General features: G+C 71.9%; 23 protein-coding genes. 8 read left to right on the forward strand and 15 right to left on the reverse strand.

The features are described from left to right. Window positions 1–30: 30 nt before the first annotated feature. The 6 genes from IEZ13_RS30665 to IEZ13_RS30690 form a co-directional block, all read right to left on the reverse strand. A complete protein-coding gene (locus IEZ13_RS30665) occupies window positions 31–816 on the reverse strand; it encodes a prepilin peptidase (RefSeq protein ID WP_183224931.1) in 786 nt (261 codons plus the stop codon). Between the two features lie 79 nt (window positions 817–895). Continuing rightward, window positions 896–1,387, reverse strand: coding sequence for a prepilin-type N-terminal cleavage/methylation domain-containing protein (locus tag IEZ13_RS30670; protein WP_311733703.1), 492 nt, complete (start codon window positions 1,385–1,387; stop codon window positions 896–898). 107 nt (window positions 1,388–1,494) lie between these two features. Next, on the reverse strand, window positions 1,495–2,724 hold the full coding sequence (locus IEZ13_RS30675; protein WP_183224929.1) for a type II secretion system F family protein: 1,230 nt from the start codon (window positions 2,722–2,724) through the stop codon (window positions 1,495–1,497). Window positions 2,725–2,728: 4 nt separating this feature from the next. Beyond that, entirely contained in the window at window positions 2,729–3,847 is a 1,119-nt protein-coding gene (locus IEZ13_RS30680) for a type IV pilus twitching motility protein PilT (protein ID WP_183224928.1), read from the reverse strand. 106 nt (window positions 3,848–3,953) lie between these two features. Further along, window positions 3,954–5,624 carry a GspE/PulE family protein gene (locus tag IEZ13_RS30685; RefSeq protein WP_183224927.1) on the reverse strand — a complete coding sequence of 557 codons (1,671 nt, stop codon included), beginning with the start codon at window positions 5,622–5,624 and terminating at the stop codon, window positions 3,954–3,956. Between the two features lie 30 nt (window positions 5,625–5,654). Then, the gene (locus IEZ13_RS30690; protein ID WP_183224926.1) at window positions 5,655–6,671 is read right to left on the reverse strand and encodes a GlxA family transcriptional regulator; all 1,017 of its coding nucleotides are present in this window, start codon (window positions 6,669–6,671) and stop codon (window positions 5,655–5,657) included. A gap of 53 nt (window positions 6,672–6,724) precedes the next feature. Here IEZ13_RS30690 and IEZ13_RS30695 point away from each other — a divergent pair, with 53 nt between their 5' ends. Together IEZ13_RS30695 and fxsT are read left to right on the forward strand one after the other, a co-directional pair. Continuing rightward, a complete protein-coding gene (locus tag IEZ13_RS30695; protein ID WP_183224925.1) occupies window positions 6,725–7,990 on the forward strand; it encodes an MFS transporter in 1,266 nt (421 codons plus the stop codon). Window positions 7,991–8,036: 46 nt separating this feature from the next. Continuing rightward, a complete protein-coding gene (gene fxsT, locus IEZ13_RS30700; RefSeq protein ID WP_183224924.1) occupies window positions 8,037–10,448 on the forward strand; it encodes an FxSxx-COOH system tetratricopeptide repeat protein in 2,412 nt (803 codons plus the stop codon). Here the strand turns inward: fxsT and IEZ13_RS30705 are convergent. The 3 genes from IEZ13_RS30705 to fxsA are packed head-to-tail and all read right to left on the reverse strand — an operon-like array spanning window position 10,443 to window position 13,797. Next, complete coding sequence (locus tag IEZ13_RS30705; RefSeq protein WP_183224923.1) at window positions 10,443–12,104, reverse strand: putative bifunctional diguanylate cyclase/phosphodiesterase; 1,662 nt, start codon at window positions 12,102–12,104, stop codon at window positions 10,443–10,445. The genes fxsT and IEZ13_RS30705 overlap by 6 nt on opposite strands. 47 nt (window positions 12,105–12,151) lie before the next feature. Further along, complete coding sequence (locus IEZ13_RS30710; protein ID WP_183224922.1) at window positions 12,152–13,591, reverse strand: aKG-HExxH-type peptide beta-hydroxylase; 1,440 nt, start codon at window positions 13,589–13,591, stop codon at window positions 12,152–12,154. Window positions 13,592–13,605: 14 nt separating this feature from the next. Beyond that, window positions 13,606–13,797, reverse strand: a complete 192-nt coding sequence (gene fxsA, locus IEZ13_RS30715) for an FxSxx-COOH cyclophane-containing RiPP peptide (protein ID WP_229795255.1) — start codon at window positions 13,795–13,797, stop codon at window positions 13,606–13,608. Window positions 13,798–13,964: 167 nt separating this feature from the next. Between fxsA and IEZ13_RS30720 the strand changes: the two genes are divergently transcribed. Further along, window positions 13,965–14,150: a hypothetical protein gene (locus tag IEZ13_RS30720; protein ID WP_183224921.1), complete on the forward strand. Its 186-nt coding sequence runs from the start codon at window positions 13,965–13,967 to the stop codon at window positions 14,148–14,150. After that, window positions 14,140–14,532, forward strand: coding sequence for a hypothetical protein (locus IEZ13_RS30725; RefSeq protein ID WP_229795257.1), 393 nt, complete (start codon window positions 14,140–14,142; stop codon window positions 14,530–14,532). The genes IEZ13_RS30720 and IEZ13_RS30725 overlap by 11 nt, the downstream gene beginning before the upstream one ends. 20 nt (window positions 14,533–14,552) lie before the next feature. On the opposite strand, the gene IEZ13_RS30730 is transcribed toward IEZ13_RS30725, so the two are convergent. Further along, window positions 14,553–14,837 (reverse strand): DUF427 domain-containing protein, encoded by a 285-nt coding sequence (locus IEZ13_RS30730; protein ID WP_183224920.1) that lies wholly within the window; start codon window positions 14,835–14,837, stop codon window positions 14,553–14,555. Between the two features lie 126 nt (window positions 14,838–14,963). On the opposite strand from IEZ13_RS30730, the gene IEZ13_RS30735 reads away from it, so the two are divergent. Continuing rightward, window positions 14,964–16,010: a hypothetical protein gene (locus IEZ13_RS30735; protein ID WP_183224919.1), complete on the forward strand. Its 1,047-nt coding sequence runs from the start codon at window positions 14,964–14,966 to the stop codon at window positions 16,008–16,010. Between the two features lie 37 nt (window positions 16,011–16,047). Continuing rightward, window positions 16,048–17,655, forward strand: coding sequence for a hypothetical protein (locus IEZ13_RS30740; protein ID WP_229795258.1), 1,608 nt, complete (start codon window positions 16,048–16,050; stop codon window positions 17,653–17,655). A 282-nt stretch (window positions 17,656–17,937) separates the two neighbouring features. Here IEZ13_RS30740 and IEZ13_RS30745 read toward each other — a convergent pair whose 3' ends face one another. The 4 genes from IEZ13_RS30745 to IEZ13_RS30760 all read right to left on the reverse strand — a co-directional run bounded on the left by IEZ13_RS30745 (window position 17,938) and on the right by IEZ13_RS30760 (window position 23,083). After that, window positions 17,938–19,746: a SpoIIE family protein phosphatase gene (locus IEZ13_RS30745; protein WP_183224918.1), complete on the reverse strand. Its 1,809-nt coding sequence runs from the start codon at window positions 19,744–19,746 to the stop codon at window positions 17,938–17,940. 131 nt (window positions 19,747–19,877) lie between these two features. After that, on the reverse strand, window positions 19,878–20,723 hold the full coding sequence (locus IEZ13_RS30750; RefSeq protein ID WP_183224917.1) for a bifunctional DNA primase/polymerase: 846 nt from the start codon (window positions 20,721–20,723) through the stop codon (window positions 19,878–19,880). Window positions 20,724–20,743: 20 nt separating this feature from the next. Beyond that, the gene (locus IEZ13_RS30755; RefSeq protein WP_183224916.1) at window positions 20,744–21,742 is read right to left on the reverse strand and encodes a beta family protein; all 999 of its coding nucleotides are present in this window, start codon (window positions 21,740–21,742) and stop codon (window positions 20,744–20,746) included. Window positions 21,743–21,778: 36 nt separating this feature from the next. Next, window positions 21,779–23,083, reverse strand: coding sequence for an AAA family ATPase (locus IEZ13_RS30760; protein WP_183224915.1), 1,305 nt, complete (start codon window positions 23,081–23,083; stop codon window positions 21,779–21,781). A gap of 135 nt (window positions 23,084–23,218) precedes the next feature. Between IEZ13_RS30760 and IEZ13_RS30765 the strand changes: the two genes are divergently transcribed. Further along, on the forward strand, window positions 23,219–23,596 hold the full coding sequence (locus IEZ13_RS30765; RefSeq protein WP_183224914.1) for a YbaB/EbfC family nucleoid-associated protein: 378 nt from the start codon (window positions 23,219–23,221) through the stop codon (window positions 23,594–23,596). Window positions 23,597–24,583: 987 nt separating this feature from the next. Further along, on the forward strand, window positions 24,584–25,252 hold the full coding sequence (locus IEZ13_RS30770; RefSeq protein ID WP_183224913.1) for a hypothetical protein: 669 nt from the start codon (window positions 24,584–24,586) through the stop codon (window positions 25,250–25,252). Window positions 25,253–25,497: 245 nt separating this feature from the next. Here the strand turns inward: IEZ13_RS30770 and IEZ13_RS30775 are convergent, their stop codons facing one another. Next, complete coding sequence (locus IEZ13_RS30775) at window positions 25,498–26,406, reverse strand: hypothetical protein (protein WP_183224912.1); 909 nt, start codon at window positions 26,404–26,406, stop codon at window positions 25,498–25,500. Window positions 26,407–26,489: the final 83 nt, after the last annotated feature.

Below are 26,489 nucleotides of genomic sequence, written 5' to 3' on the forward strand. Positions count from 1 at the left end.
GTCTTCCTTCCTTCTCAGCGGTGTTCGGATTCAGGCGGAGGGGAGCAGCACGGTGGTGGTGTACCAGTCGGCGAGCGGCGCCGCGGCGAAGACCGCCAGGAAGGCGCCGGCCAGCATGTACGGGCCGAAGGGCACCCGGGTCTTGCGGCTGACCAGCTTGAGGGCCAGCAGGACGCCGCCGACCAGGCCACCGAGCAGGAACGCGGCGAAGGCGCCGACCGTGACCGCGTTCCAGCCGAGCCAGCCGAGGTAGAAGCCGAGCAGCGGGGCCAGCTTCACGTCGCCGCCGCCCATGCCCCAGATCGCGAGCACCCGGTAGACCAGGTAGAGCAGGACCGCGGCGAGGGCGCCGCGGAGCAGGTCCCCGGGGGAGCCGGCGGCCAGCGAGACCGGCGCCAGGAGCGCGACGGCCACGCCGTACGAGGGAAGGACGATCTTGTTGGGCAGCCGCATGACGTCCAGGTCGATCATCGCCAGGGCGATCGCGACGGCGGCCAGGTAGAGGTATGCGGGCAGTTCCCAGGACCAGCCGAAGCGGGCCGCGACCGCGGCGAAGAGGACGGCCGTGCCGGCCTCGACCAGCGGGTAGCGGGCGCTGATCCGGGTGCCGCAGTCGGCGCACCGGCCGCGCAGCACGAGCCAGCCGAGCACCGGCACGTTGTGCCGGGCCCGGACCGGGTTGCCGCACTCGGGGCAGTGTGACCCGGGGCGGACCAGCGACTCGTCGCGGGGCACCCGGTGGATCACGACGTTCAGGAAGGATCCGACGGCGAGCCCGAGGAGGGCCACGATGCCGATCAGCAGGGTCTGGGGCACGGCGGTCCTCCTCGGGTTCGTCAGGGGATGGGAGCGGGTCCGGGTGGCGCCGGAGTCGGCGCCACCCGGGAGCGGTGCGTCAGGCGCAGCTGGCGAGGTCGAGCTTCTTGCCGGCGTCGGCCACCGAACCACCGGTCGAGCTGTCGTACAGGTAGTACTTCTCGCTGCCGCCGGTGTTGGTCGCGCAGATCTTGTAGGTGCTCTCGTCGACCTTGACGTAGCCGAGCTTGGTCTTGTCCGACAGCGTGATGGTCGCCGCGGTGCCGCCGGTGGCCACGGCCGGCAGCTCCAGCTTGGTGGCGGTGCCGCTGTCCTCCTTCTTCGAGACCGGGAACTTGTTGTTGTTGTTGGTGTAGAACTGCTCGACCGCGCTGATCGCGCCGCGCACGTCCGACTGAGCCGACTTGTCAGCGGCGCCCTGCCGGTAGTTCAGGTACACCGGCACGGCGATCGCGACCAGCACACCGATGATGACCACCACGACCAGGAGCTCGATCAGGGTGAAGCCCTCGTCGTTCTTCTTGCCGGCGCGGAGTCGGGCGATGATGTCCTGCATTAGGGGTGCCTCCATGGGCGTGGGGTGGTTGGGGAAGGGCCGGGCTCGGGCGCCCGGGAGGGTGTTGCTGTCGGCCGTCGGGAGTCGGCCGGGAGAACGGCGGTGGCGTCGTTGCCGGGCCGTCAGCCCTGGATGTTCTGGTAGATCGTGAACATCGGCAGGTAGAGGCAGATGACCATGCCGCCGACCACGGTGCCCATGACGAGCACCATGATGGGTTCGATGGACGCGGTCAGGGACTCGGCCGCGGCGTCGACCTCGCGGTCGTAGAAATCGGCAACCTTGTCGAGCATCTGACTGATCTGACCGCTCTCTTCACCGACCTCGATCATCTGAGTGACCATGGCCGGAAAGATCGGGTGATTCCGTAGTGCCGAAGACATCGGGTTGCCGTCCCGGACCGTCGCCTGGACGTCCTTCATCGCGGCGTTGATGACTTCGTTGCCGGTGGTCTCGCCGACCACCGTCAGTGCCTGCATGACCGGAACGCCGACGTTCAGGAGCAGGCCGAGGTTGCGGGAGAAGCGGCTCATGGCGAGCTTCTGGAGCAGCGGCCCGAAGACGGGCATCCGCACCTTGATCTTGTCGACCCTGAGGCGGAACTCCTCGCTGGCGCGCATCCGGCGCTTGTAGAGGACGCTTCCACCGATCATCGAGCCCAGCACGAGAGGACCGATCCAGCCCATGTTGTGGCTGGTGGTGACCAGGAACTGGGTGATCGCCGGCAGCTCGCCACCGAGGTTCTTGAACATCTCCTCGAAGATCGGGACGATGAAGATCAGTACGCCGGCGATCATGACGAAGGTGAATGCCAGCACGATCGCCGGATAGGTCAGCGCGCCCTTGATCTTGCCGCGGAGCGCGGTGTCCTTCTCCAGGCTCTCGGCGATCTGCTCGAGGGCCTGGTCGATCATGCCGCCCGTCTCACCGGCCCGGATCATGGCGATCATCAGGCGCGGGAAGACGCGGTCGTGTTTGGCCATCGACGCCGAGAGTCCGGCGCCTCCGGCCACGTCGGTGCTCACCTCGGCGATCGCCTTCTTCAGCGCCGGCGCGGAGGTCTGCTCCTCGAGGATCGCCAGCGACCGCAGCAGCGACATGCCGGACGCGGTCATCGTGGCGAACTGCCGTGCGAACACGGCGAGATCCTTCAGCTTGACGCCGCTGCCCAGGCCGGGGATCTTGATCTCCCTCTGGAGACCCTTGCCGGACTCGGTGACGCCGAGCGGCACGTCACCGCGCTGGCGCAGCATGTGGGTGGCGGCGGCCTCGTTGGGCGCCTCGATGGTGCCCTTGGCCTTCTTGCCGGTGGCATCGATCGCCTCGTACCGGAAAGTCTTGGTTGACGGCATCGGATCACACCCGTCCCACGAGGCGCTTGAGTTCCTCGGCGGAATGGCAGATCTCCAGCGCGGCCGGCAAGCTGACCAGGCCCTCCCGGACCTTCTCGGCCAGGTGCTGGTCGAAGGCGAGCATGCCCTCGCCGCCGCCGGCCTGCATGAAGGACGGGATCTGGTGCGTCTTGCCCTCCCGGATCAGGCTCCGGATGGCCGGCGTACAGGTCAGGATCTCGCAGATCACCTGGCGTCCCTTTCCGTCGGCGGTCGGCGCCAGTGCCTGCGTGACCACGCCCTGGAGGCTGGCCGCCAACTGGGCGCGGATCTGGAGCTGCTGGTGCGGGGGGAAGATGTCGATGACACGGTCGATGGTCTGGGTGGCGCTCTGCGTGTGCAGGGTCGCCATCACCAGGTGACCGGTCTCCGCGGCGGTCAGCGCCGTCGCGGTGGTCTCCAGGTCACGGAGCTCGCCGACCAGGATGATGTCGGGGTCCTGCCGCAGCGCGTGCTTGAGCGCGGTCGCGAAGGTGTCGGTGTCGGCGCCGACCTCCCGCTGGTTCACCACACACCGCTTGTGCGGGTGCAGGAACTCGATCGGGTCCTCGATCGTGATGATGTGGTCGGCCCGGGTGCGGTTGGCCAGGTCGAGCAGGGACGCCAGGGTGGTGGTCTTGCCGGAACCGGTCGGGCCGGTCACCAGGACGAGACCGCGGGGCAGATGGGCGAAGCGGGCCACCGACTCCGGCATGCCCAGCTCGTCCAGCGGCTTGATCTTGTGCGGGATGGCCCGGAAGACCGCGCCGTACGAGGCCCGCTGGCGGTACAGGTTGCCGCGGTACCGGGAGACGCCGACGATGCTGTGCGCGAAGTCCATCTCCTGCTCCCGCAGGAAGATCTCCCACTGCTCCGGGGTGACCGCGGCGCGGGCCAGCAGCTCGGTGTCGGAGGTGTTGAGCCTGCCGTAACCGGGCACCGGCCGCAGCGAGCCGTTCACCCGCATCATCGGCGGGGAGCCGACGGTCAGGTGGAGGTCGGAGCCGTTCGCCTCGACCAGGGTGATGAGCAACTGGTTCAGCACGTCCAGGTCGTTCGGGGAGGCGACGGCGCCGGGCCGTGCCTCGTGCTGGAGCGTGCTCATCTGTTCCCCCGGTCCCGCTCGGTGTTCCCGACGCTTGTTGATTCGGCACCGGGGGAGTCCGGTTTAGGAGCGCTCGGGTGCGGTGCGGGTACAGCCCTGCAACCGTTCAGACGGCCACCCGGGAGATCTCGCGGATCGAGGTCAGGCCGCCCGCCGCCTTGGCCAGGCCGTCGGCGCGCAGGTCGTACATGCCCTGGGCCACGGCGACCTCGCGGATCTCGCCGGCCGCGGCCCGCCGGATGCACAGTGACTCGATCTCCGGGCTCACCGGCATCACCTCATGCACCGCGATCCGGCCCTTGTACCCGGTGTTCGCGCAGTTCCGGCAGCCTATTGGCCGGTACAGCACCTCCGGGTAGGCCAGATCCGCCAGCGGCCACTGGGCGCCGATGATCTCCTCCTCGGTCGGGGCGTACGGCTCCTTGCACCAGTCGCAGATCCGCCGTGCCAGACGCTGGGCCAGCACGCAGTCGAGTGACGAGCCGACCAGGAACGGCTCGATGCCCATCTCGGTGAGCCGGGTGACCGCGCCCGGGGCGTCGTTGGTGTGCAGCGTGGAGAGCAGCAGGTGACCGGTGAGCGCGGCCTCGACGGCGATCTGCGCGGTGGCGCCGTCCCGGATCTCACCGATCAGGACCACGTCCGGGTCGGTACGCAGGATCGCCGGCAGCACCGCCGCGAAGGTCAGCCCGGCCTTGGCGTTGACCTGTACCTGGTTGATGCCGCGCAGCCGGTACTCGACCGGGTCCTCGACCGTGATCACGTTGATCTCCGGCCGGCTGATCTTGCCGAGGGTGGCGTACAGGGTGGTCGACTTGCCGGAGCCGGTCGGGCCGGTGACCAGCACCATCCCGTGCGGCTTGCTGAACGACGCGGAGAAACGCTCCAGGTTGTGCTGGGTGAAGCCGAGCTTCGCCAGGTCCAGGTCGATGCCGCCGCCGGTGTCCAGGACCCGGAGCACGATCTTCTCGCCCCAGACCGTGGGCAGCGTGGCGGTACGCAGGTCGACCGTACGGTCCCGGATCAGGGCGGTGATCCGGCCGTTCTGTGGGATCCGCTTCTCGGTGATGTCGACCCCGGACATGATCTTGATGCGGGAGATCAGGGCCGACATCACGCCGCGGGGCACGATGTCCACCTCGTGCAGCACGCCGTCGATCCGGTAGCGGACCCGCATGTCGTCCTCGGTCGGCTCCAGGTGCAGGTCGGAGGCGCGGTTCATGACGGCCTGCTCGATCAGGCTGTTCACGTACCGGACGATCGGGGCGTCGTCGGTGCTGGTGGCCTGGGCCGCCATGCCGGCCTGGTCGTCCTGCCCCTCGTCGGCCAGGTCGGCCAGGTCGGCGCCCTCACGCTGGAGCCGCTCGATGTACCGGCGGACCTCGCTGCGCGCCACCACCACCGGGCGGATGGTCATGCCGGTGGAGGCCCGTACGTCGTCCAGCGCCACCACGTCGGCCGGGTCGGTGACGCCGACGACCAGCTCGTTGTTGTTGATCGCCAGGCCGAGCACCCGGTGCCGGAGCACCACCGGCAGCGGGATCCGCTTCAGCGCGGCCGGCTCCGGGGTGAACCCGACCAGGTCCAGCGTCTTGATCCCGAACGCCGCGGCGGCCGCCTCGGTGAGCTGCTCCTCGGTGACCACCTGGTCGTTGATCAGCACCGCGCGCACCGACCGGCCGCTGCGCTGGGCCTCCGCCGCGGCACGGTCGACCGCGGCGGGGTCCACGCCGATCTGTTTCAGGGCGTCGAGCAGCGGGCGGAAGGTCTGATCCATGCGTACCTCGGAGGCGGAGGGAAAGAGTGCTCATTGCCCCATCGGAAGGTTTCGCCCGGAACTGAGGGCGCGAAGATCAGGCCGGAAGGTCCGCCGGTACGCCGACGGCGCCACCCCGATCGTGGCGTGCATGTGCTGCCGCAGCGCGGTGGCGCTGCCCAGCCCGGCCCGGCGGGCCACCGACTCCACCGCCAGATCGGTCGACTCCAGCAGGATGCGGGCGTGCTCGACCCGCTGACGGAGCAGCCACTGCCGCGGGCTGAGCCCGGTCTCGTCACGGAACCGGCGGGTGAACGTCCGTACGCTCATCCGGGCGTGCCCGGCCATCTCCTCCAGGGTGACTGGATCGGCCAGCCGGTCCAGCACCCAGGCCCGGGTCGGCTCGGTGCCCGAACCGTGCGCGTCCGGTACCGGCCGCTCGATGAACTGCGCCTGACCGCCGTCCCGCCAGGGTGGCACCACGCAGCGGCGGGCCGTCCGGTTGGCCACCGCGGCGCCGTGGTCGCTGCGGACGATGTGCAGGCACAGGTCCACCCCGGCGCCCACCCCGGCCGAGGTGAGCACGTCCCCGTCGTCGACGAAGAGCACGTCGAAGTCCCATCGCACCCGCGGGTACAGCCCGCCGATCCGCTCGGCCCAGGCCCAGTGGGTGGCGGCCGGGCGGCCGTCCAGCAGGCCGGCGGCGGCAAGCACCGACGCCCCGGTGCAGATGGAGACGATCCGGGCGCCCCGGGCCGCGGCGGCGACCAGCGCCTCCCGCACCTCGTCCGGCAGGGTTCCGTCGGTCACCGGGCCGCCCTTGTGGATCCCCGGGACGATCACCGTGTCGGCCTCCGCGAGCTGCTCCAGGCCGTACTCCGGGATCAGGGTGAAACCGGACTCGGCGATCACCGGGGCCGGACCGCAGACCCGGACCCGGTACAGCCGGTTCTCGTCGTCGTCGCGCGCCGACAGGAAGACCTGCGTGGGCGTGCCCAGGTCGAAGGGGACCAGGCCTTCCAGTACGAGGATCGCGATGAGATGCTTCATGGCCTGATTCTTGCGCATGATGGCTCTCCGGCCACTCGTTTGTGACCTGTCCACACAGCAGGATCGATGTCGTGAGACGTATTCATCCCGCCTGGTCCGTCGCAGCGGTGACCTTCGTGGCACTGCTCGGCGCGGCCGGTTTCCGCGCCACCCCGTCCGTCATGCTCCAGCCGCTGCACGAGGAGTTCGGCTGGTCGCTCGGCACCATCTCGGCCGCCGTCTCGGTGAACCTGCTGCTCTACGGCCTGACCGCGCCGTTCGCCGCGGCCCTGATGAACCGGTTCGGCGTCCGCCGGGTCGCGATGACCGCGCTGCTGCTGGTCTCCGCGGGCTCCGGCCTGACCCTGTGGATGACCCAGAGCTGGCAGCTGGTGCTCTGCTGGGGCGTGCTGGTCGGCCTCGGCACCGGCTCGCTCGCCCTCGGCTTCGTCGCCACCATCACCGGGCGCTGGTTCGTCCGGCACCGCGGTCTGGTCACCGGCGTGCTCACCGCGGCCGGCGCGACCGGCAACCTGATCTTCTTGCCGGTGCTGTCCCGGATCGTCGAGTCGGACGGCTGGCGTACGGCGGCGGTCACCGTGTCGATCGCGGCGCTCGCCGTCGTACCCCTGCTCGGTTGGAGGCTGCGGGACCACCCGGCGGAGGTGGGCGTCCCGGCGCTCGGGGCCACCGAGATCGAGGCGCCGGTGAAACCGGCCGGAGGGGCCGCGGGGAACGCGTTGCGGGCCCTCCGCGACGCTGCCCGGACCAGGGCGTTCTGGCTGCTCGCGGGCGGGTTCGCGATCTGTGGGGCGACCACCAACGGACTGGTCGGCACGCACTTCATCCCGGCCGCGCACGACCACGGGATGCCGCAGACCACCGCCGCGACGCTGCTCGCGCTGGTCGGCGTCTTCGACGTGGTGGGGACCATCGCGTCCGGCTGGCTGACCGACCGGGTGGACAGCCGGATCCTGCTGTGCGCCTACTACGCGCTGCGCGGGCTGTCCCTGCTGGTGCTGCCGTCGCTGTTCGCGGCCACCGCGCACCCCAGCATGCTGATCTTCGTCCTCTTCTACGGGCTGGACTGGGTGGCCACCGTGCCGCCGACCGTGACGCTCTGCCGGGAGTACTTCGGCGCGGCCGGGCCGATCGTCTTCGGCTGGGTCTTCGCCTCGCACCAGTTCGGCGCGGCGGCCGCCGCCACCGCGGCCGGGCTGGCCCGCGACCGGTTCGGCGACTACACGATGGCCTGGTACGTGGCCGGTGGCCTGGCGATCCTCGGCGCGGTCCTGAGCCTGATGCTCTACGCCGGGAAGCGGCTTCCCGTCATCGAGGAACTCCGCGTCCCGGCGTGACCGGGCATCCTTTTCTGTGGCGAGGGATCCACGTACGGTAATCGGCATGCCGAACCGGGGTGGTCTGCCGCCGCGCAATCCTCGCTTCGTGGGCCGCGATGACCTGCTGACCCGGGTCCGCGGCCTGCTCGGCGACGGTCCGGTGGTGCTGCTGCCGAGTCCGGAGCAGGAACTCGGCGGCACCGGGCGCACCCAGCTCGCCATCGAGTACGCCCACCGCCACGCCGACGCGTACGACCTCATCTGGTGGATTCCGGCCGAGCAGACCGCCGGGACACGGGCGTCACTGGCCGGGCTGGCCCAGCGGCTCGGGGTGCCGGAGGCTCGTGACCTCAACCGGACACTCGGCGCGGTGCGTGACGCGCTCAGCCGGGGCGAGCCGTACCGGAACTGGCTGATCGTCTTCGAGAACGCCAACCGGCCCGAGGACATCACGCCGTACCTGCCCAGCGGCGCCGGGCACGTGCTGGTGACCAGCCGCGACCCACGGTGGACGGCCGAGGTGGCGCAGGCCCTCCCGGTGCCGGTGTTCTCCCGGGCGGACAGCGTGGACCTGCTGCGGTCGCGGGGGCCGGAGTTGTCCGCGGCCGACGCCGACCGGATCGCCGACCGCCTCGACGACGTGCCGATGGCCCTCGACCTGGCGGCCGCCGTCCGGGACGCCACCGGCCGGAGCGCCGCCGCCTACCTGTCCGACTTTGATCGCCGCGCCGCCGAAGCCACCCCGATCCGGGTGGCCTGGGGGCTGGCCGCCGAGGCGCTCGGCGCCGGTGTCCCGGGCGACCGGATGCTGCTGGAGCTGTGCACCTTCCTGGCCAGCGCGCCGATCTCCTGGCGGCTGCTGTGGGCGGCCCGCACCCTGCCGCTGGAGCCGGAGCTGGCCGGCATCGTCCGGGTGGAGCGCCGGCTGCGAGCCGCGATGCGCCGGATCAGCCGGTACGGCCTGGCCGAGCTCGACCCGGCCGGGGAGCGGCTCACCGTGCACCCGCTGATCCGGGGCATGTTCGGCCAGGAGCTCAGCCCGGAGCGGCACGAGGCGCTCCAGCGTACGGTCCGGGGCATGCTGGCGGCCGCCGATCCGGGCGACCCCGACGACCCGGCCGGCTGGTACCGGTACGCCGAGCTGGCCCCGCACCTGATCCAGTCCGACCTGCTCGGCGGCGACGCCGAGGAGGTCCGCCAGCTGGTGGTCAACTGCGTCCGGTACCACTTCGCCCGCGGCGACTACGACTCCAGCCGGGATCTGGCCGGCTCGGCCGCGGCCCGCTGGCGCGACGCGCTGGGCGAATCCGCCGAGCAGACCCTGTTGGCCTCGTTCCACCTGGCCAACGCGCTGCGGGCGGTCGGGCGCACGGCCGACGCGCGGAACCTGAACCTGCAAACCCTGCGCACCCAGCGGGAGGTGGCCGGCGCCGACGACGAGGCCACCCTGACCACCGCCAACAGCGTCGGCGGCGACCTGCGGATCCAGGGCCACTTCGGGCAGGCCCGGCAGCTGGACGCGGACAATCTGGTCCGCTACCGCCGGCTGTTCGGCGAGGGCTACCCGACCGCGCTGCGCTGCGCCAACAACCTCGCCGCCGACCTGCGGCTGCTCGGCGACTTCCGGGGCGCCCGGGTGCTGGACGAGCAGGTGCTGCGGCACCGGCAGGCGATCTTCGTGGACGGCCATCCGGAGATCGTGGCGACCCGGGCCGGGCTGGCCTTCGACCTGTTCGGCCTCGGCGACTACGCGGGCGCCGCCGAGGTGCTGGCCGCCCGTGGCGCGGACCTGCCGGAGGACCACATCTTCGCGCTGTGGGCCGGCCGGGCCGCCGCGATGGTCGCCCGCCGCCGCGGCGACCCGTCGGCCCGCGCCCTGGCCGAGGCCAACCTGCGGGTCTGCCGGCAGCGGTTCGGTGAGCTGAGCGTCGACACCCTGGCCGCCGCCGTGTCGGCGGCACACTGCGCCCGCGCGGACGGCGACCTCGATCATGCCCACGAGCTGCTGGAACGCGCCGTCACCCGATATCACGCCGTGCTCGGCGACGAACATCCGTTCACGCTCGCCGCGTCGGCCGGGCTGGCCGGGATGATCCGGGCCGCGGGCCGGCACGCCGAGGCGCGGACCATCGGCGAGGAGGTTCTCGGCGGGCTGCGGCGCAGCGTCGGGGCCGATCATCCGTTCGCGCTGGGCTGCGCGAACGGGCTGGCCGCCGATCTCGCCGCGGTGGGCCGGGCGCAGCAGGCCCGGGAACTGGCCGCCGACACGCTGCGCCGCTCCCGGGCGGTCCGCGGGCCGGATCATCCGGACACCGTGGCCTGCTCGTGGAACCTGGCGCTCACCGGCGGCGACGACGCGGCTCGGCAGCAGGCGCTCGACGCGTTCACCAAGGCGTACGGCGACGGCCACCCGGTGTTCCGGGTGACCGCCGCCGGTCATGCCGTGGAGACGGAGATCGATCTGCCGCCGCTATAGGATCTCCGCCGACTGCTTGTCGAGCAGGTCCGTCACCTCGACGGCCGGCATCGGCCGGGCGAAGTGGAAGCCCTGGGCCCGGCCGCAGGCCAGCTCGCGCAGCCGCTCCGCCTGCCCGGCGTCCTCCACGCCCTCGGCCACCGGGTCCAGGTTGAAGGTCCGCGCGATGTGCAGCACCGCCTCGGCCACCGACGCCCCACCGGTCTCCGGCATGGCCTGCACGAACGAGCGGTCGATCTTGACCACGTCCACCGGCAGGGTGCTGAGGTGGCTGAGCGACGAGAAGCCGGTGCCGAAGTCGTCCAGCGCGATCCGTACGCCGAGCGCCTTCAGCGCGCTGAGCACCCGGGCCGACTCGACCAGGTCGGTGAGCGCCACCGACTCGGTCAGCTCCAGCACCAGGTCCTTCGGGGGCAGACCGGTACGGGCGAGCACCTCCCGTACCTCGTCCACGAGCCGCGGGTTGGTCAGCTGGGACGCCGACAGGTTGACGTTCATCTCGAAACCGGGGAACTGGTTCTGCCAGTTCGTCGCCTGCCGGCAGGCCTCCTCCAGAACCCAGCCGCCGAGCCGGGGCACCTGCCCGAGCTGTTCGGCCAGCTCCAGGAAGAGCGCGGGCGGGACCAGGCCCTTCTCCGGGTGCCGCCAGCGGACCAGGGCCTCCACACCGACGGTCATGCCGCCGGCGTTCAGGTCGACGATCGGCTGGTAGTGCACCTCGAACTCGCCGGCCTCCAGACCGCGCATCAGATCCTGCTCGGCCAGCCGCCGCTGCTCCGCCTTCGCGAACAGCACCGGGTCGAACCGCCGGGCCACCCCGCCGCCGTCCCGCTTGGCCCGGATCAGGGCCTGGTCGGCGCGGCGCAGCACACCGTCCAGCATGTCGCCGCTGTCGGAGATGGCGACGCCGGCGCTGGCCCGGATGCTGATCGCCAGCCCGTTCAGCTGCAACGGGCGGTGCAGTTCGGTGAGGACACGCTCGGCCACCCCGACGGCGGCGTGCTCGTCCTCCAGGCCGGACAGCAGCACCACGAACTCGTCGCCGTCCAGGCGGGCCACGGTGTCGTTGGCGCGCACGTTCTCGGCGAGCCGTTCGGCCGCGGCGCGCAGCAGGTCGTCGCCGACCGCGTGCCCGAACATCTCGTTGACGTCCTTCATGCCGTCCAGGTCCACCACGATCACCGCGGTCTTGGTGCGGGCCGGCTCGGCCAGGACGTCCTCGGCGTACTCGACGAACATCCGCCGGTTGCCGAGCCCGGTGAGCGGGTCGCGGAACGCCTGCTGCGCCAGCAGGGCCTGCTGCCGGTTCCGGTCCGGGTCGGCCCGGTGGCTGAGGAACTGCCGCAGCAGCCCGGCCGCCGCGAGCAGCAGCAACAACCAGATCGCGCCCGGGTGCAACCCGCCGGTGAGATGCCGGATGCCTACCGTGGTGAGCGCGGCGGCCACCGTGGCATACCGCAGCAGACCGCGCCGGGTGTCCAGCAGCAGCACGGCCGTGCCCAGGCAGAGCGCCGCGAGCAGCGGCACGATCCGGCCGGTCAGCCCGCCGGGCTGCGCGGGATCGGCCGCCGGCCAGGCCAGCAGAACCAGCGACGCGAGCACCACGGCGTCGTCGACGACGATCCGCACCCGATCCCACAGAGCATTGCGACCCATTTTGCACCTCCGGCGAGGAACATCGGTACCGGCGGGGCCTGGTTGAGTCATCCGCGGCGGGGTTTCCCGAGCCAGTCGGCGAGCACCGCGATCGGGGCCTCCGGGACGGCCTGGGCGACGGCGCGCATCACCTCGGGCCGGGCACGCACGGCCGGGTGCGGGGAGACCAGGGCGAGGCCCGCCCAGGCCGCGTCGTTCCCACGATCAACTTCAAGATCTATTTCGTACGCTCGTCGCGCGCTGCCGTGGGCACCCCGCAAGCAGGCGGCATCCGCGCCATTGCCGCGACCGCCGGGCGGAGCTGCCGACTCACCCTTCAGCAGCGCCTTCACCAGGCGCAACCGGGAACCGTCCGCCAGTTCCCGCCCCGACCACGGCACCTGAAGCGGCGTCACCTCCGGCGCGTCCCGCCCGGACCGCCAGGCCGCCACGAGCCGGGCCGTGTCCACCGGGCCGACGCGCAGGTTCCGTAGCCGCCAGCGCAGCCGGTGGTCGGCGTTGGCCAGGCCGGCCAGGCGTTCCACCTCGGGGTCCACCGGTTCGGCCAGCCACGGGCGCACCTCGTCGAGCAGGGCGGACACGAACCTGTCCCCGGCCGGGGTGAGCGCGCATGAGTCCCGCAACCCGGACGCGGCCTCCGCGACGGCCGTGCGCCAGCGGGCGAACTCGAACCCGGCGTACCGGTCCCGCCGCGCCCGCCCCCGCCAGAACCTGGTCACGGCCAGATACGCGTAGGCGCCGTGCAACACCCCGAAGGCCGGGCGCGGATCGTCCCGCCACGGCGAGTAACCCCTCGTGCCGTCCGGTTCGACCAGGTCGAAGAGCAGGCCGGCGGCGTTCAGGACGCTGTGCTGGGTCTCGTGCAGCAGGCCCACGGCCAGAGCCACCGGATCCGGCGGCGCCGACATGGCCACCGCGCCGAAGGCCTCCGCCGAGGTGGCGCTGATCCCGTCGGCGGTCGGGTCCGGCCGCACCGGGACGATCACCCGCAGCACCCCGGCCAGGGTGGTGGCGGCCGGGCGGTGCTCGCCGGCCAGCAGCGTCCAGGCCCGTTCCAGGCAGGACCGCCAGTGCGCCAGCTCCTCGGGGGTGACCGGGGCGGACGGGACCAGACCCAGGTGGGCGCGGACCGGATCGGTGTCCTCCAGGCGCACCGACAGGGTCAGGCCATCGTGGGAGGCGGTGAGCCGGTGGCCGTTGCGGGGAGCGGGGGCGGGCATCGCCGACGGGCCACGGCGCAGCGCCTCGGCCGCCCACAGGCCGGTCATCGGGTCGGCGATCCAATCCCGGGCGGAACCGGAGTCGCCGGCCGCGCTTTCCGCGTACCAGACAGGGGTTGACGGAAGGCCGCGCCGCACCTCGCGGAGGAGAAGCAGATGGCGGCTGAGCTCCGCGCGGCGCAACGCGCCGAGGGTGTCGCCGGAGGGACGCCCGGCGCCCAGCGCGGCGAAGGCGGCGTCGCCGAGCCGGAACGGTTGTACGGTCATGGGCGGACCGGCGCTCACAGTGCGGAGTTGAACCCGGCGATCGGCTCGCCGGACCGGCCGTCCCCGGTGACCCGGCGCAATGCCCGGGCGAGGGCCGAGTCGTCCTGCCCGGTCAGCTCGACCAAGTCCGCGAGGGAGGAATCGGAGAGGTCGATCATCACGGAGCGCCACTCCGCCGGCCCGCCGTCGTCCTGCCCCTCGTGCACTGTCTTCTCCTCCGCGAGCCGCTTGTGGCGATCGATGCGTTGCCTGAAGGTTACGGCGGTCGCCGGGTCGGGTGAGGGGTGGGCGTCATCGCGGTGGGTGCTCGCGGGGTTTGTACGGCCGTGATCTCATGGGGCATCACCGCAGTAACCAGGTAATGGAGGGCAAAGTGCTGGGTTTCGATGAGGCCGCCGCGCGGACCGGCGACGAGCCGGAGCCGGCCGGGTTCGTGGCCGACGTCGATGAGCCGGTGATGCCGGTTCCGGAGTTCCCGACCTTCCACCACACCCCCACGCTGCCGCATCAGTTGCCGGGCAACGGGTTCGAGAGCGGGCGGGACAGCCGTGCACGGTGAACCCGGGGCGTCACTGCCGCGGCGCGGGCCGGCGCCGGCCGTCGACCGGATGAGCAACGCCGAGTTGGCCCGGATGATCGAGTCCGAGCACCCCTACCGGGGGAGGGCCCTCTTCGAGCTCTGCGACCGGGTCGCGCTCGACGACGACGCGGCGACCAAGGTGGCGATGCTGTCGCGGCTCACGTCCCTGCGCCGGGCGCGGCTCTTCGACCGGGTCTCGCTGGCCTGGTCGGCGATCATCGCGCTGCTGGCGGCGGAGACCACGCACGCGCGGGAGGAGGCGTACGCGGCGTTCTTCGCGCTGGAGCCCGAGGGGCAGCGTGACCTGCTCGACTATCTGGAGGTCGGGAAGATCGAGGAGGCCCACCCCCGTATCACGTGAGCGGGCCTCCGAGGGTGGGTTCAGGCCTCTACTCGGACGTCTCTACGGAACGCCACCCGGTCGCGGACCGCCGAGGCATCCGGTTTCGGATCCGGGAAGAACCACGCGGCGTCCGGCGCGGTCTCGCCGTCCGCCCGGAGCGAGTAGTAGGACGCCCGGCCCTTCCAGGGGCAGACGGTGTGCGTGTCCGACGGGACGAGCACGTCCTCACGAACGCTGGCGAGGGGGAAGTAGTGGTTGCCCTCGAGTACCACCGTGTCGTCGCTCTCGGCGATCACTTCGTCGTTCCAGATGGCCTTCGGCATGCCCCGAACGTAGCGCGCTCGCGGCTTTGTGTCTGATATGTGCGATTTATTCACCTCCCGTGGGTGAATTGCCGCTTCGATTCCGACGTTCTAGAGTCGAGTTTCCGATCTTCAGGAACGGATCCGATGTCTCGTCTTGACCAGCTGCGCGGCTCCGGGCGGGCCAAGCGCCACAACGCGCGGACCATCGCCGCGCTCACCGGCAACCCCGGCTGCAACCGCCGGGCCGTCCTCGACGCGGCCGGCATCGACAAACTCAAGCTCGCCGAACGGGTCGGCTTCCCCGGCGGCTTCGGCCAGTCGCGGTTCGCCCTGACCCGCGGCAACGCCTTCGAGGCCATGCTCAAAGCCGACGACTGCGCGCTGCTGCGGTCCGTGCTGGAGGTCGACCTCGGCGTCGGCTACCAGGACCTGGGTGCGGACGACGACGACACCCTCGGTTCCCGGCACGACCGGACGGCCGGCCTGCTCGCCGGCGCCACGGCCGCCCTCATCGACCATCCGCTGCTCACCCTCGACGTCGCCGGGCAGACCGTCTACCTCGAACCGGACCTGATCGCGTACGCCCACCAGGGCCGCCTCCAGGTCGTCGAGATCAAGTCGTTCGCGATCGTCGACGGGCAGGCGGAGAGCGCCAAGGTGTCCGGCGCCGCCGTACAGGCCGCCGTCTACGTGCTCGCCCTGCGCGCCCTGCTGGAGCGGCTCGGCCTGGACCCGTCGCTGGTCAGCCACGAGGTCGTGCTCGTCTGCCCGGAGAACTTCTCGCTCCGGCCCGTCGCGGTCGTCCTCGACGTGCGCAAACAGCTCTCCACCCTGCGCCGCCAGCTCTCCCGGCTGGCCTCCGTCGACGCGCTGGCCGACGCCCTCCCCGACGACCTCAGCTTCGACCTGGCCCTCGACCCGGCGCTGCTGGTGACCGCCCTCGGGCACATCGAGCCGCGGTACGCGCCCGAATGCCTCTCCGCCTGCGAGCTCTCCGTCTTCTGTCGCAGCGAGGCGGCGGGCAGCACGGCGGCGCTCGGGCGTACGGTCCGGGAGTCGCTCGGCGGCATCGAGACCGTCGAGGAGGTGCTGGCGCTGGCCTCCGGTGAGCGCGAGCCCACCGAGGAACAGGCCGAGGCGGCGGCGATGCTGCGGGCCGCCCTCCGCCTCCGCACCGAGGTCCTGCCTTGACCCACCCTCTTTTCGTCGTGTTTCCGGTGGTGTTTCGGTGAGTACGCTGACCGCGCTCGCGCGGGCGCTGGCCGTCGCGGAAGGGCGGGCGCAGCCCATCGCGACCGTCCGCCACCTGCATGTGCACGACCATCCGCTGATCCTGATCCCGCTGGCCATGGCGGGCGAGGCGAACGCGCCCCTCGCCGCCCTGGTCGGCACCGACCCGGCACGGCCCCGGCTGCTGGCCGTCGCGCAGCCGCGGAACCGGGACGACCGGTTCGCCTTCGCTGCGGAACTCGCCGGAGTGCTGGTCCCGTACCTCGACTCGTTCACGGACCGGACCGAGGACGTCCCGGTAGATCGCGGTAAGGACGTCCGCCAGCGCTACGTCGACGCCCCGCAGATCTGGGTGCCCAACCCCGGCGGCATCGACTTCCTGCGGCTCTTCGGGCGATCCACCCGCTTCCGTACGGTCGACGGCGAGAACCCGGTTCCGGCCGCTGTGCCGCTGCTCGGCCGATGGCTCACCTTCTTCACCAACACCGCCGAGGTGCCCGGCTCATCGCTGCTGGTCAACGCGGTCCAGGCGCTCGGCCTGCACTGGGCGACCGGGCAGAGCGGCGCCGAGGACGCCCAGTTCGGCGCCCAGCTGGCGTGGATCGAGTCCGGCGCGGCGGCCGCCCGGGAAGCCGAGAACGGCCCGGTCGCGGGCCCCGCCACCGATCCCGACTTCGACAACCGGGTGCTGGCCCCGCTCATCGAACGGTCCGCCCCGGAACTCCCGGACGTACTCCGCGACCTGCTGCTCCCCACCTGGGAGCGGATGTGGCGCACGCTCACCCTGCTCCGCCGGCTCCCGGCCGGGGAACGGGTCCGGCTCCGCTGGGACACCGACCGCGACGCCTTCACCGCCTTCACCCAGCACCTGGCCGAAGGCGGTCCACCCCAGCCCCGCCGCGACGGGGCGGTCGCCGCCGCGGCCCGGTTGCAGCGCCTGGAGAACGCCGCCACCCGTTACGCGGTCCAGCGCGCCTTCGACGACCCGCTGGTCCTGGCCGAATACCGCCTCACCGGGACCGCCTTCGCCGGGGTCGTCACCCTGGCCAAAGCCGACCGCATCGACGACAGCGGCAAACGGCCCGTCCTCCGCCCGCGCATCATGGTCCACACCACCGAGCCGGTACGGATGGAACCCGGCACCTCCCTGACCTCGCCCACCCGCCCGTCCCAGAAGGCCCGGGTCGTCTCGGTGACCCCGGCGGCCCCCGAAGGCCACGACGTCCTCCTGGAGCTCTCCGGCGGGATGGGCCGCAAGCTGGTGGCCGAGCCGGGTTCGGTCCCCGCCGTCGGCGAACACCTCATACTCACCACCCTGAGCGAGGCCTACCGCCCGAGTGGCGTCCTGCCCGACCCCGCCGAAACCCCATGGACACACGGCGGCCCGCCAACCCCCACCGACCAGACCCCCACCCCTCAACCGGCACCCACTTCCGCCCCCGCCCCCGCCGCCGCCCCCGCCTCCGCCCCCGCCCCCGCCTCCGACCCCGCCTCCGACCCCGCCTCCGCCCCCGCCCCCGACGCCGCCCCCGACGCCGACCCAGCCCTCGCTACTGCCGCCGACGCAGAGCCCGAGGCCTCCCGGCACGCCGATCACCGCACCTGACAACTTCCAGGTGCCTCCGCGCCGTGGATCTCGTCACAGCTCTCAGGGCTGTTTCAACGGCCTCGAGACAGCGCTGAGAGCCAGCCGCGAAGATCCCCTCCCACGGAACGGTCACGCTGAGCTGGACGGCGGTGCACTCGACGTCCCCCCGCAAAACGCCGCCGGTGTCGAGGCAAGTGATCTCCCGACGCCAGCGGGGTTTGCTGGCGGCGGGAGATCACCTGCCTCGACACCGGTTACAAGGCGTTTTGCCGCGGAGCGAAGCGAAGCCATCAAGCACAGCTAGCCCAACCGGACCAGCAGTAGGGCTATGTCGTCGCTGCGGTGGGGGGCGACCTCCAGCAGGCGGGTGCACAGTTCCTCGCCGGGCCGGCCGGCGTGGGTGCGCAGGACCGCGGACAGGCGGTCGATGCCGTCGTCGAGGAACTGGTCGCGATCCTCGACGAGGCCGTCGGTGTAGAGGAGCAGCGTCGAGCCCGGTGGCACATCGCGATGGTCGGTGCTGCGTGGTTCGCGTGGCGGCAGGCCGAGCAACGGCTCCGGTGGCACCCACCAGACCTGGACCGAGCCGTCCGGCAGGAGCAGCAGCGGCGGTGGGTGGCCGGCGTTGCCGAAGCTGATCGCGTAACCGGTCGCGGACTTGCGGACCCGGGCCAGCACCATGGTGGCGGAGGCCGGGACCCGCAGGCCATGCAGCGTGTTGTCGAGCGCGGTGAGCAGGGCGCCGGGCTCCTCGTCCCGCCCGTAGGCATCTCCCCGGACCAGATTGCGCAGCTGCCCCATGGTCGCGGCGGCCTCGATGTCGTGCCCCGAGACGTCCCCGACCGCGACGATGACGCTGCCGTCGGGCTGGGCGAAGGCGTCATACCAGTCGCCGCCGACCGCCGCGCCGTCCTGCGCGGGAAGATATCGGGCGTGCAGCTCGACGCCGGGGATTTCCGGCAGATCGGTGAGCATGCTGCGCTGGAGCACCTCGGCGACGTGCCGCTGCTCCCGGTAGAGACGGCTGTTCTCCACGGCGAGCCCGGCCCGGCGGCCGATCTCGGCGGCGGTCCACTCCTCGGCGGCCGTGAAGCCCCGCCGCTCGGGGTGGTTGACCAACAGCACCGCGCCGAGCGCGCGCCGCCGCACCGGTGAGGTGATCGGAACGATCAGTGACGCCCCGAACCCGGCCCGGGTGGTGATCTCGGCCAGTTCGGTGTCGGTGATCCGGCTCCGCAGGTCGGCCGCCCCGTCGCCGCTGCGGAACGGCCGCCCGCCCCGCCGGACGGCGAGCAGCATCGAGCGCAGATCGTCGCGGGCGAAGTCGGCGAGTGCGGCGAGGCGGCCCATGTCGGCGGCGCGCTCCGGATCGCGGTGTGTGGCGACGACGGATGCCGGGCCGCCCGGATCGTCGGCGATCGCGACCACGCACCAGTCGGCGAGCCGGCTCGTGACGATGCCGCCGAGGCGGCGCATGGCCTCCTCCACGTCCATGGTGGCGGCCAGCGACTCGGTCAGCTCGGCCAGCAGCTCCAGTTGGTGGTGCGCCGACTCGGCGGTCCGCCGGGCCTCGTCCGCGGCGGCCCGGGCGATCCGCAGGCACACCTCCGAGGAGCAGACCGCGGCCAGCTCGCTGAGCAGGGCGATCTCACTCGGGGTCCAGACGCGGGGCTCGTGGTCGACGGCGCAGAGGGTGCCGACGATCAGCCCGTCCGGGTCGGTGATGGGCGCTCCCGCGTACGCGATGGCGCCGATCTCGGCGATGGCGGGGTTGTCCCGCATCCGCGGGTCGGTGCGCACATCCGACACGACCTGCATCTCTCCGGCGGTCACGACGTGGCGGCTGAAGGAGTGGGTGAGCGGCATCTCGCGGGTCGAGGCCAGCGGGTCCGGAACACCGACCTGACCGGCCAGCACCTGACGGTCCAGGTCGACCAGGCAGACCACGCCCATCGGAGCGTCGACCAGCTTGCGGACCAGCATGGCCACCCGGTCGAAGGCCTCGTCGGGCACCGGGCCACCGATCAGCCGGCGAACCGACCTGAGGCGTAACGGATCGGCGAGCACTCTCCGCTCGGCTTCGCCGATCAGGTCCCACTGAAGCACCATCGCCCCCCGGCCGGTCCGCTGCCAGGCTACCGGCGGGAGATGGGGAGTCGCCCCTCCAGCCCTGACCCGATCATCCGTTTCGCCTCGTCCGAACGGATGACCCGACCCCGCAGCCGGGACGTATCCGCCGGTCAGGCCGCGTGCGGTGGACCGTGCTCGAACGGGTGGCGCCGGCCGGCGGTCAGGCCGGACCGGAGCGTGCCGCGGATCTCCGCCCAGCCGAGCCCGGCGTGCCGCGCGGCCGCGGTCAACTCCCGGCACACCGTCGACTCCGCCAGCAGTCCGGCTCCGACCAGTCGCCCGAGGGCGAAGGCGGCCCGGTTGAGCGTGTCGTTCCGTGAACCGGCGGGGGCGCGGGCGACCCGGCCGGTCTCCGCCTCCAGGGCCGCTTCCGCATATCGCCCGGGATGCGCGACCGGATGCTCCCGCACGGGTGGCGGAGGGCCCGCGATCAGCGTCAGCAGCGTCGCCGGCCCGATCGGCAGGGCCACGGCCGGGCGCCGGATCCAGCGGTAGTCGCCGCCGGCGGCGTGCCTCGACGGCGGGGCCAGGACGTAACCGCCCGCCCCGCGCCAGTCGAGCCCGGGCAGCAGACGGACGCGATTGCCACAGCCGGTCGGGCGGAACCACAGATGACGGCCGCCGCCGCCGGTGCGCACCTGAGGGCCGGGTGGGACGTCGCCGCCGAGGAGGTGACGCAGCCCGTGCCAGCCCTCGGCGGAGTCGACGTCGGCCACGTCCATCACCACGCCGGTCCGCAGGCCCACGTTGGCACGTGGCCAGAACGTCCACCACAGCCTGATCTGATGGGGATCGGTGGACGCCTCGCTGAGGCCGTGCCGGAGACGGGGGTGCTTGCCGGGACTGTCGCATCGCGCTCCTCTGTGGCAGGAACAGACGCCACCCTGGTCAGGCGTGTGCACCGGCAGGACGGGGATGCCGTGCCGTGCGTACGCGAGGGCAGCCGTGAGCGACATTAGAACAACCGTACGACACTTCAGTGTCCCGGCAGAGCCCGCAGAACGTGCGCGATGTGGTGCGAGGTGCTCCACGCGATCCAGCTGGCCGAGCTGCCGGCGCCCCGCGCGGTCCGGGCCCGTTTGGCGATCTCGGCATCGCCCCAGGAGAAGCGCGCGCCCGCCGCCGGCCACTGCGGTGAGGTCACCAGCGTGCGGCAGAGGTCGTGGCACCGGTCGTCGCTACGGCCGCCACGCCGGGCCCAGCGGTAGATCCACCAATCCGACTCGGTGGTGTAGCGCAGGGTCGGCAGCTGCCGGTGATGCTGGACGCCGTGGCGCCGCACCGGTGAGGTGACGCCGTAGTCCGCGTACCCCACGCCGGGCTGGCCGAGCCGGGCCCAGACCCGGGCGTCCAGGCGGCCCACCGCGACCGGCCGGTCGGTCGGCAGGTCGTCGAGGTTGGGCGGCATGGCGCCGGAGGCCACGCTGATCGACCGCCACGGTGTCGCCCGGGCCCAGCGCAGCACCCGGCGGGCACGGTCCTCCACCTCGCTGGCGTGTGCCGAGCAGGCCGTCTCGGCCAGGTCGATGAGCAGGTGCACGTCGTCCGGATCGAGGGTGGAGGCGCGCAGCAGCCGCTCGGTGACGGCGTCGGCCTCGGCCGGGTTGCCGGCGTCGGCGTGCGGCCGTAGCCGGAGCACGGCCCGGCGCCGGTGCATCCGCGCGGCCCGGCCGTGTGCGGCCAGGCGCGGGCCGCTCTCGTCCGGCCGCAGCACCGGGATCAGGCCGAGGCCGAGGTCGGCCAGCCGCCCGGCGAGGTGCTCCGGGGCGTCGATCTCGGGCAACTGCCCGAAGTCGACGGCGATCGTCCCGGTACGCGGGCGGAGCTCCCGGAGCATGGCGAGTAGTCCGCTGTCCGGCTCCAGCTCGACGACCGGGATCACCCGGGCGGCCTCCTCCGCGGAGAGGTGCGCCAGCGCGGTCAGCTCACCCCGGCGGGGACGCAGGATCGGGAGGTAGGCCCCGTCGAACGGCATGCTCCCACGGTAGACGTATCGATGGTTACCGTTGGGTTACGTTCGGTGTAAATGGGCCAGCATCGACTGATTCGCCTCCCATCCGTCCGGGAACTTGACCGGCACGTTGAGATGGACCGGCTCGGTCGACGGGTGAGCGTCGAGCAGCTCGGCGATCCCGGCGCGGGCCACCAGCACGCAGGCGTGCCGGTGCCGTGAGGTCAGCACGCACAGCCGCCCGGACTCCAGGTGGAAGGCGGTGGCGTCGCGCCGGCCGGAGAGCGGGTGCAGCACGACGGTCAGGTCGTACTCCCGGCCCTGTAGACGGTTCGCCGTGTCCACGGTGACCTCGGCTGCCTCCGGTGGCAGCAGGGACCGGATCGCCGCCACCTGGTCGCGATGGGCCGCGCCGATCGCGATCCGCTCCGGCGTGAGCCGCCCGCTCCCGGCCTCGGAGACGGCGATCCCCTCCCGGGTCAGGGCACGTGCGGCCAGCTCGGCACATGCCGCGGCGGCCTCCGCATCGGTACGCACGGTGAAGCGCTCCGGCAACTCGTGCAGCCCCCAGCCGGTGGCCGCCGCGGTGTCCAGCACCGTGTCGAGCGCGTCCCGCGCGGGCTGCTCGAAAGTGAGCGTGCGATCGCCCGGCCCCGTGCCCGAGCGGAAGCCGGTGAACGGGTAGAAGGCGCGGGCCACCACCGGCGCCGCCGACGCGGGCAGTCGCCAGGAGACAGGCAGCCGGTGCACCGGAAGCTCCGGATTGTGCCGCAGCAGGACGGCCACCGCGCTCTGCATCGGGTCCCAGGAGAGGCCGATCCACCGGTCCACCTCGACGGTCGAGAACGGGTCGAGCTGTCCGGGGTCGCCGACGAACAGGGCCCGCTCGAACCGTGGCGCGACCCGCAACAACGCGTCCGAGCGCATCTGGTAGGCCTCGTCGACGATCGCCCACGGCCACCTGCCCTCGGTCACGGTGGCCCATTTCGCCGCCGTGCCGATGGTGACCGGTGGTGAGCCCAGATCGGCCACCTTGGCCGCCACCCGGCACCGCGGATGCGCCCGCACCCGGGCGGTCGGCTCGTAGTCGACCGCGGACAGCCGGCCCACCCCGATCTCCGGCGACCGGGTGCCGAGACGGTCGATCAGATCATCCACCTGCTCGTTGGTCTGCGCCACGATCATCAGTGGCGCGCCGGTGGCGGCCAGCTCGCCGGCCGCCCGGACCACCAGTGTCGACTTGCCGGCGCCCGGTGGGGAGTCGACCACCACCCCACGGTGGGCGCCGCTGAGCAGATCGCCCAGAACGGCGGCGATGACGGTGGCGGCCTCCTCGGCCGGCGTGACGAGCGCGTGCGAACTCACCCCGGCACGGTATCGCCCGCCCCCGACAGAACCACGGTTATCCACAGACCACGGTTGTCCACAGGCCCGTCCCCGGACTCGCGCCGCTCTCGCTACCGTCTGCCGCGAATTCGTCACGCTGGATGAGGAGGCGCCATGTTCGACGGCCGGGATCTGCACGAGGCCGAGCGGTGGATCGACGAGTGGCGGTGCGCCATCGACGAGCGGGCGGACCGGGCCCGCACCCTCTCCGTCCGCCTGGCACAGCTCGCCGAGACCGCCCGCAGTCCCGACGGCCTGGTCACCGTGACGGTCGGTGCGGGCGGCGACATGACGGCGCTCGACATCGGTGAGGGCATCCGCCGGCGGCCCGCGGGCGACACCGCGCGGGAGATCATGGCGACCCTGCGGGCCGCCCGGAGCCGGCTGCTCACGGCCGTGACGGCGGTTACCCAGGAAACGGTGGGCGCGGATTCCGCGACCGGTCGCGCGGTTATCGAGACCTATGCGGCCGGGGTGAACCGAACCGATTAAGCACGGAGCGGGCCGGCCGCACTCCGAAATGGCGTACGAATGGAATTCGTCGACTCGATTTCCGAAGTACTTTCCGGCGCAATTTTCCGGTACGAAATCAAATTACGCCTCGGTAGGTAAGGATCTTGCCTGCTGGGGCGCGGGTGGGGGTGATCGACGGAAAAGGGGAATGGGCGCGGGAAACGGCACGCAGGCGGTCCAGAAATGCGGCGACCGGTGCCGGGTTCGGGTGCGGTGGAAAGCGCTGCAACGTTTCCGCTGGTGACGACCCGTGAAGGGCGGTTCCCGGGCGGCTTAGGTTGCGGTGCGGAAAGCGTCCCGTGGGTGCGGTCCTTGCGTCCGGGAGAGGGGCCGGCTGTGAGCAACATGACAGGTGCCGCGCGTCCGGGTGGAGTCGCGCGCGACGGCCCGGCACATGATCGGCGAGGCGTGACCAGCCTCGTGTCGGAGAGCGTTTCCCGGTCCGCCCGCTCGCTTCATGAGCGAAGTGACGGGTATCCGACAGTTGGCCACCGCCGGTTGACGGTGCCGCCCGTCGATGGTCCGCGCGGGTCACGGCCCGGCGGCCGGGTGGTGAAAAGGGACGCGCGTACTGCAACGCATTTCATCGCTTCGAGGGTGCGCCAGCCGGGCTGCCGAGTGATCGATCAACTCGGGCTGTCGCAGGTCACACGGTATTTGATCACGCTATGTGAAACGATGTTTGCCTGTGTGTCACCACTCGGAAATAACTCTCGGCTTCACTGGCAAGTGTCGGCGAATAGTGAAGCGGGCGTGCAAGTTGCGCGCGCCCTTCATCGCGCAAGTTGCACGTTTCGCGGTTCGCCGCGCCGCCGCTCCATCGTTGTGGCAAAGCGTTGATCGACATGTTCGATTTCATTCAAGGTTGTTTTTGTGATCTCGCCGTTGCCCCTTCCAGTCGATCATTGGAAGTGCAACTCTTCTAGCCAGCAGTGACGTCGGCATCACGGACGGTGGTGGTGGAGAATGCGTCCAGACGTTCTCGTCGGTCCGAGCGATTGGCTGATCGAGCAGTTCGGCGACAAGGTCGCCGACGAGCTGTGGACCCGGGTGCCGGAGGCCTTGAGCACGGCGATCGACCGCGAGGTCCACGCTCACCCAGCCATGACGCAGACCATGGAGCGTGTGCTCGCCAATCCCCGCTGGCCTCTTCCCTACGAGGAGTTGGTCCTCTTCCTGGGCACACTGCCCGGGGCGGAGATCATCAGCGTGCCGCGCTCGGTCTATCAGCTGGTCCTGATCAACGGGCATGTGGTCGTGCCGTGGTGCTACGGCCAATCCGCCCGGATCTCCATGCGGGACGCCGAGGTGGGCCGCTCGTTCGGCCGCCTCGCCCGCGAGCTCCTGCGCCGCTTCGGCCCGCCGTGGCGCCGCTCCCCGGTCGAGGCCCCGCTACCGCTCGACGCCGTCGACGAGCGCGAGGTCGCCAAGATCTGCGCGGCGATCGCCGGCATCGAGCCGAAACCCGAGGTGATCATCGCCGGATACGCGGGAGCGCCCAACCTGGGTCTGCTCCGCGCCTGCCTCGGCGAGATCAAGTCCACCGACAACGGCACCCTCAACTGGAGCCACCTCGACGATCTGCCGCTCCCGCCGCCGGTGATCCCCCGGCCGCGCCGCATGCAGTTCCCCTGACGGTAGGCAGAGGAAGGCCGCGGGCCGCCCCCGGACGGGGAGCGGCCCGCGGCCTTCGTGACGGCCGAACAGCGGCCCGCGGACAGGAAGGGCTGCGGGCCGGCCTGCGTAGCCCGCAGGGGGCCGGGCCGCGGGGTCGCAGGCCGCGGGTGGCAGGGGCCGCGGGTGGCAGGCCGCGGGGTGGCAGGGCTTCGGGGTGGCAAGGGCCGCGGGTGGCAGCGGCCGCGGGGTGGGTGACGGAGGGATCAGGCGGCGGGGTGCTCGGCCTGCGGCGTGAGGTAAGCGGTGGAGAACGGCTCCCGGCGCGCCCGCATGTCCGCATACGCGGTGACCAGCAGCGGTGTGATGTAGATGCCGGCGACCAGGTAGTACAGGCCACTCCACAGGCTGGACACGACCGCACCGGGCGTTCCGCCGATGGTCAGCTCCAGCGCGGCCCCGATCGAGGCCAGCACCATCGAGGCGCCGATGGTGACCGCCCAGATGCTGCCGATCCGGGCCAGGCTGGCGCCGATGTCGGCGTGGAAGAGGGAGAAGCTGCGCCCGATTCCCACACCCCGCTCGATGGTGACCACCACCGGGAGGATCATGAGCGCCGCGCCGACGTACAGGATCGGCAGGAAGCAGGCGAGCAGCGCCAGGACGCCGAGGAAGCCGCCGAGGATCTGCCATCCGATCACCGCCGGGCCGCGGCGCAGCGCGGTGCGGAGCGCCTCGCGCAGGCTGACCGGCTGGCCGGTGGCCGCGAGGACGACGAGCCGGACGGTGGCCGAGGTGACCACCGCGGACACCAGCGCGGCGACCAGGGTGGCGGCCAGGAGCCAGCCGATCGCCGTCATGAACCCGCTCAGTGCCGAGAGGCCCGGCGGATCGGTCTGGTTGAGCGTCGCCGCCTGGAGTTCCCGCTGCTCGGTGGTCAGCATGACGTTGGCGGGCACGGTCAGCGCGAGCAGCGGCAGGAGGGCGACCGCGTTCAGCTTCAGCGCCGGCTTCCAGATCTTCTTCGCCAGTGCTCCGGCCCGCGCCCACCAGCCCTCATAGCTCGGGCTGACCAGCGGGTCATCCGGCATGGCGTAGTACGACGGAGGAATCGCCGGCGGCTGTGCCGGCCAATAGTGACCGTTGCCGTCCAACTCCGCCCACCCCTGATTCACGTGTATCCCCAAGACCATCGATGCAAGATCAGCGGGCGTCACCTTAGCGGTTCCTCATGCCTGCGCGCCGCCCCCGAAACGGC

The sequence above is a fragment of the Actinoplanes campanulatus genome, assembly GCF_014647795.1.
GTDB classification, from domain to species: Bacteria; Actinomycetota; Actinomycetes; order Mycobacteriales; family Micromonosporaceae; genus Actinoplanes; species Actinoplanes campanulatus.